The following is a 1,691-nucleotide window of genomic DNA, read 5'->3' as shown; positions in this document are numbered from 1 at the left end:
TGAAATCGGTTGATTTGGGTATTTTAAAATATTTTTTGTATTCAGACGGCCTCACATTGACATCAGGCCGTCTGAATATTGCATTGGGTCAGTTCTGAATCAAAATCAGCAGTTTTTCGTAGTCTTGCGCCAATTCGGGATCTTCTTCACGCAGTTTCGCCACCGCTTTAACACCGTGCATCACAGTCGTGTGGTCGCGGCCGCCAAAGGCATCGCCAATAGAAGGCAGACTGAGCGTGGTCAGCTCTTTGGTCAGGCTCATGGCAACTTGGCGCGGACGGGCGATGTTGCGCGTACGTTTTTTGCCTAATATATCGCTGATTTTAATACGGTAGTATTTGGCTGTCGCATCTATGATGATGTCGGCAGTAATGACTTTGTGTTTCTCGGCAATAATATCCTGCAAAGCCGTACGCGCCAAATCCATGTCGATGACAGGACGGTTCATAAAACGGCTGCTGGCGCTGACACGGTTGAACGCGCCTTCCAGCTCACGCACATTGGAGCGGATCAGATTGGCGATAAACAGAGCGGCTTCGTCTTCGATACTGATGCCGGCTGCTTCTGCCTTTTTCTGCAAAATCGCCACGCGCATTTCCAATTCGGGCGGTTCGAGTTCCAAAGTCAAGCCCCATGAGAAACGGGACTTGAGACGGTCGTCCATACCCTCGATTTTGGCAGGCAATACGTCGCACGTCAGGATCAGTTGTTTTTTCTCGTTGTGGAAATGGTTGTACAGATAGAAGAACTCTTCCATCGTACGGTCTTTGCCTTTGATGAACTGAATATCGTCGATAATCAGCAGGTCATATTGTTTGTATTGTTGCTTGAATACATCATAAGTGTTGTTGCGCACAGCCTTCATAAAGCTGCGGATATAGTCGTCCGAGTGCATATAGCGCACTTTGGCATCAGGACGGTTTTTCAGCAATTCGTTGCCGATGGCTTGCACCAAGTGGGTTTTACCCAAACCGGTACTACCGTATAAGAAAAACGGGTTGTAACCCTGCCCCGGATTTTCAGCAATCGCTTGGGCAGCTGCGGCGGCAAGGCGGTTGCCCTTACCTTCCACCAAAGTTTCAAATGTATAGTCGCGCGACAGATTGGTCTGTTCGTAGCGCGCTTCTTCCGCATCGTGTTGCGCGTCGGTTTTGGCTTTGGCAACTGCTTTAGATTCAGCCGGAGCAGCAGTTTGCACTTGAGGCTCATCATGCGGCAGGTTTTTTATGCGTTGCGCCAAAATCTCGGCAGCCGTCATGGCAGTGGCAGGCTTGGAAACCGTTTCAGACGGCCTATCTTCTTCCATTGGCGCAGCAGTTTGCAAAGGCATTTGAACAGGCTCTACACACTCTTCAACTTCAATGACTTCTTGCACTTGCACCGGCGCAACAGCCTGAGCCGCCATTTCATAATGCACACCTACGCCCGGCTTAAACGCGAAAGCAGCCTGCTGAGGCACCAATTCGGCACGCACGGCGTCAATTTTGGTGGCAAACTGGCTTTTGAGCATATTGCAGGCAAATTGGTTTTTACCATACACCACCCATGCGCCGTTTTCTTCACCCACGGTCAAAGGCGCAATCCATTGCGCAAACTGCCCGGCAGGCAACATTTCGTGAAGGCGGCAAAGGCACAGCGGCCAAAATTCAGCTAACGTCATGAGATTAAGCTCGGAAAATGGAAGATTTGGG

Annotated in this window: 1 protein-coding gene; it reads right to left on the bottom strand. The window is 50.0% G+C overall.

All coding sequences use genetic code 11. From position 1 onward, the window contains the following. Positions 1–88: 88 nt before the first annotated feature. Positions 89–1,660, bottom strand: coding sequence for a chromosomal replication initiator protein DnaA (gene dnaA / locus ACTHUE_RS18060; RefSeq protein ID WP_107769141.1), 1,572 nt, complete (start codon positions 1,658–1,660; stop codon positions 89–91). Positions 1,661–1,691: the final 31 nt, after the last annotated feature.

The sequence above is a fragment of the Neisseria sp. P0021.S005 genome (assembly GCF_051956955.1).
This window is presented reverse-complemented; position numbering and strand designations above follow the sequence as displayed.